The sequence below is a fragment of the Cupriavidus sp. L7L genome (assembly GCF_004353535.1).
GTDB classification, from domain to species: Bacteria; Pseudomonadota; Gammaproteobacteria; order Burkholderiales; family Burkholderiaceae; genus Cupriavidus; species Cupriavidus oxalaticus_A.
This window is the reverse complement of the sequence record NZ_SMNY01000136.1, coordinates 1-4,436: the sequence shown is the minus strand read 5'-3', so window position 1 is coordinate 4,436 and position 4,436 is coordinate 1. Positions and strand designations below refer to the sequence as shown.

4 protein-coding genes are annotated in these 4,436 nt (G+C 59.5%); all 4 read right to left on the bottom strand.

The features are described from left to right. On the bottom strand, nt 1-2,686 hold a 2,686-nt coding region (locus E1J61_RS36530; protein ID WP_133098614.1), incomplete at its 3' end, for a hypothetical protein. Between the two features lie 32 nt (nt 2,687-2,718). Then, entirely contained in the window at nt 2,719-2,976 is a 258-nt protein-coding gene (locus E1J61_RS36525) for a hypothetical protein (RefSeq protein ID WP_133098613.1), read from the bottom strand. Further along, nucleotides 2,957-4,240, bottom strand: coding sequence for a hypothetical protein (locus E1J61_RS36520; RefSeq protein WP_133098612.1), 1,284 nt, complete (start codon nt 4,238-4,240; stop codon nt 2,957-2,959). The genes E1J61_RS36525 and E1J61_RS36520 overlap by 20 nt, the downstream gene beginning before the upstream one ends. Further along, on the bottom strand, nt 4,215-4,436 hold a 222-nt coding region (locus E1J61_RS36515; RefSeq protein WP_207951313.1), incomplete at its 5' end, for a hypothetical protein. The genes E1J61_RS36515 and E1J61_RS36520, both read right to left, overlap by 26 nt.

Below are 4,436 nucleotides of genomic sequence, written 5' to 3'. Positions count from 1 at the left end.
ACCGCTCAATGGCCGAGTCCGATAGACCAAACAGATCCTGCGCAGCCTTCTGTGTGTCGCTGGTGCCAGCGTTCATGATGTAAACGGAAAATGCGGATTCCGTGATCGACTCTCCGTCTGTGTTGAAATCGGTCATGAACTGGGAGGCGAGCGAAACGCGAATGCCCCACTTACGTCCTTCACGACGGTCCAGTGAAAGCAGCTTCCGGAAGGCCTTTTTGCCGCCAGTGCGGTGCAGCTCATCGACGCACAGGCCTTTCATCTGATCTCGGATTTCCTCGATACGCTCCTGGTGATAGCGCTGATACAGCGGCGGGCAGAGCTTGAGGATCTCTTCGGACAAGTAATACTGGCGGGCCGCGATTTGTCGGGCGAAGACAAACATGATGCCGGCGCGACGTTCCCCGTCTTCGCCGCCGCCCCGTGCCACCTCGTCCAGGTCCAGCGCCACAACTCGCGAGTTCTCGTTGATCTCAAATCGGCTATGGCTCGAAATGATGCGGAAGTCGCGCAGCGCGGTCGTTAGTACCTGGGACATCTTGTCGATCAGCGTCAGGCCGGACGCGGTACGGGCCTGGGAATCCTCGCTCGGCGAGAAAATCGAGCGAATCGGAGCGCTGCGGACCACGTCAATGAGATCGGAGAGAACGGGCACAGCGAATCGTTGCGCCAGGCGCGCTTCACGCGGCCTGCCCGCGGCCATCAGGGCATCCGTGACTTCCCACCATGTCGTCTTGTCGTCGGTCGCCACGCGGACCTCGGCCAAGGCCTGATCAACAGCCTCGTCCGTCATGGCGTCGTAACGCTTCATCGATCCCTGCGAGGCATACAGCTTATATGCCTCATCGATCATCATCGCTGCCAGCTCGGGGGCGCTTTCAGGCGGGTCAGTGTGTCCTGCTGGCGTAGCGAGCATGCTGATCATCGCGATCTGGAATTCACGCTCGAACTGCGTCGGGTATCGACAACCGAGTTGGGTGTCGAATGGATTGATCGCAAACTCGTCCGTGTTGCGCAGACGCAAGTAGATTGCCTCGTGTTTCCGGTCTTCGGGCAGTGCGCTTTGCAGAAGGTCGATAAGCCCAGCGGAACTCGGACCTACGTCGATAATGGTGATCAGCGGGATACGCTTCAACCCGGGCGAGAGGATCGATCCGAGGTTCAGGGTATTGAGCCACACCGACTTACCGGACCCCATGGTTGCCCAGATCAGATCGATCCATGCGGTCTGCTTTGACGACGTCGGTTGGTAGGGGTAGAGCTTGCCATCCAGCGAGCGGAGGGGGATCGAACCGCCTTCGAACCAGGGCGACGCCGGACGCTGCCACGGCAGCATCCGGACCACGTCGCTCAGGAGCGCAACCATCCGGGGAGCGATGTTCTTCTCGCTGAAACCCGGCAGTGTGGAGACAAGGCCCTGAATTGGATCACCGGCATCGGTGGTCACTTGCGTGATACCCCACCCTTCCAGCGCCTTCGCAATGGAAGAAACTTGCCGCTGGCAGTCAGCCTTACTGTTCGCCCATGTGGATGCACAGATCTTCACGGTGATGTCGTGCTCGCCGTTTTCACGCGCATCCTGCAGGGCGTCGAACGAGCGCTTGATAGCGGCATTAGTCGAACTCAAGAATGCCGTGATATCCACGATGGTTTTCTTCATGGCCATGGAGTCGATCCCACCCGGCTCGATGGTCCACTTCACTCGCCATGGGAGCTGGTCGCCCATGCGCCGGAACAGCATCATGAAGTCGCGAGGATCTTGCGGACCCAACTCCATGAAGCAGTAACCGTGGTACTGGCCGTTGATGACGACGAACTCGCCGTCCGTGTCGGCTTTCGACTTGCACAACTGTTGAGACAGCTTGGGAAGCAGAAGATTGGAGGCGTCATTCTTGCGCGACGAAGCACGCGGTGTGTAGCGGTCGCCGGGCAATGCAGCCTTCCAATCCAGGCTGGTGTTCCGACGATCAAAGGTGCGGCGGATCTCGCGCAGGGCATGATGGGTCGAGAGGCGACCGATGTGCATCTTTGCAGAGCGGAGGTCCTCTTCAATGGCTTCAATGATCGTTTCGTGCGTGTGAAGCAGGCCTTTGATCAGCGCAGTCGGCGATTGTGCGTACCTTGCCGCGGGGATGTTGTGGTCCTTGATACGCTGGCGATGGTCAGCCATCTCTCGTTTGAGTTCGTCTGACGACATGGACGACAGATGCGTATAGACCAGGAGCAGGCAAGACTCGTGTTGGCACAGGGCGGCAACGCGGGCGCAGCGGTCATCGAGGACGTCGCGCAAGCCATCGAGTCCCAGACGCCTGGCCGTGGCATAGGCCGGCTCCATCATCTTGTCGACGTGGGCCCGCATGAGTGCCGGGTCGCGCTCGAACGTGATCTCGATACTATGCCCGGGGCGCTGGAAGTACGAGGCCAGGGCGTCGTGCACCTTGGATGTGATGGTCTCGAATTCCGCTTCGCCGACCACGTCCATGCTGCCAGTCAACTCGAAGGCCGTCAGCATGGAACATTCGCGCGTCAGCAGAATGTACGGCTTTACCCCTTCAGGGTTCTTCGCTCGCGCAGCGATGGTACGGGGGTCATCCTCGTCAAGACCGATGGCGGATTCGAGGTGGCAATACGACGGAAGATCTGCGCCGAGTCCGAAACTGGCGAGCCATGCGAGGATCGATTCCACGCCTTCTACTACATTTGTCGCGAGAGCCCTGCTCATTGTGCGTTCCTTCTCTTCATGAATTCGATCTTCAGTACGGGGGCTGCTTGGGTTTCGCTGAGCACTTTGGCAACGACGGGGTCGATACTCAAAGCGTCATTTGCCATCTTCACCGCGTGCATGACGCGCTGCAGAGGCGACATGGTCGCGAGTACGTCTAGGCTGACGAAATTGCCAGCGCGGATTGCGACGGCGCACAGGATCTCGCTCAGCTCCTCCAGGTTGATGGGAGCGTCATGCTGCTGCGGCTGCATCGGCATCTCCTGCGTGAATGATTCGGCTGAAGTTCGGCGCGACCAGCTGGTTTTCGATGGCGAACTCCAGTGCCTGGAACAACTCGGAGCGCTGGATGCGAACGCGCACCGCGCCCGTGCCGTACCCCGTCACAACGAAGCCCCTGTCGACGGCCTTCTTTGCCAGCGCGAAGCACAGAGCCCTATCCGCGGCGCGCAGCCAAACTGCGCGAGAGGAAAGCAGCTTTCTCTTGGTGATCTTGTTGTACTCATCGCTCGCGAGACTCATCCAGTGGTTCTCGGCAAGCAAGCCTGCCGAGTAGGACAGTTCCAGCAAAGGATCCGAGGTCATGGCCACAGGCAACTGCATCCGCTCCGGGAGCGCCACATAGCGCGAAGACCGGAAGACCGACTTGATCTCGACGGGCGCGAAGCGGGAGAGCCAAAGCAACTCCGGGTGCGATACCCATTCACGCAGGACCATTCGACTGCTTGCCTTTTGGCCGAACGCGGACAGTGCCGCATATTGCGAGTCGGCCCGAGACATGTCGACCAGCACCTCGGCGAGCACGGGATGCTCATGGGAAAGGCAGAACGCGAGTCGTTCCCGTTGGCTACTGGGAAGGGCCACACCTGGAATGTATTCCCAAGCGTCCTCCGGTACCGGGCACGACATGACGCGTTTGGCATGGGCGAGGCGGTTCATGCGCAGCGTGAGAAACACAGAGTCTGCGATGAAGTCCGCTTTGGAGGTGGCAGAGTCGGTCTGGTATGCCGCCTGCAGCCCGCGCTCCAGCGCTGGGTTGTTCAGATTCACATCGCGCGGGAAGCGTGACTTGATGTTCTGGTGGAGCTTCTCCGCATTAGCGATTTCGTTCGGCTTCCACTCATAGCATTCGGCGAGGAGCTTGAATGTCCGCGATGCGATGAGACTGATTGTTGGCGCGACCTGAGCCGAGTTTGTGGTGTTCATGTCCAGGCCCAAATCCGCGCCGATCTGAGTGATGTTGGTACGAAAGAAGTCGGAGCCCCGCAGGTTGTGGACGTTCCGGTGTCCCTGCACCATAAATTGACTCCACGCGCCATTCGTCACCCAGATGACGTTGTTGGCGAGGTCGGAATGCAGGCGAACGTGGGTCGCCGGTGAGCCATTGACGGAGGCGTGCCCGGAGGTGCACTCGTTGGGGTTGTCGTATAGGAGGACGCCCACCTCAGGGATGACGATTTCGTTGTCCGCGTCAGTGGTTGGCCCCTCCCCTCTACCGGTTGCCGACTGCACGGTCATAGATACGCTGCCAGGTGTTTGTGGGGAGCGATTTGTACAACTCGTCTACCCAGCGACCGATGTATTCGACAAAGCGAGAAGGTCGATAGAGCAAGCCGAGGCCGGCGAACGCGCTCTCCCGTTTTTCCATCTCGTGGTCCTTCAGTTCGAGCATTGCGTTCGCAAAGTCGGATGGATTAGCGCTGCCCCATACCTT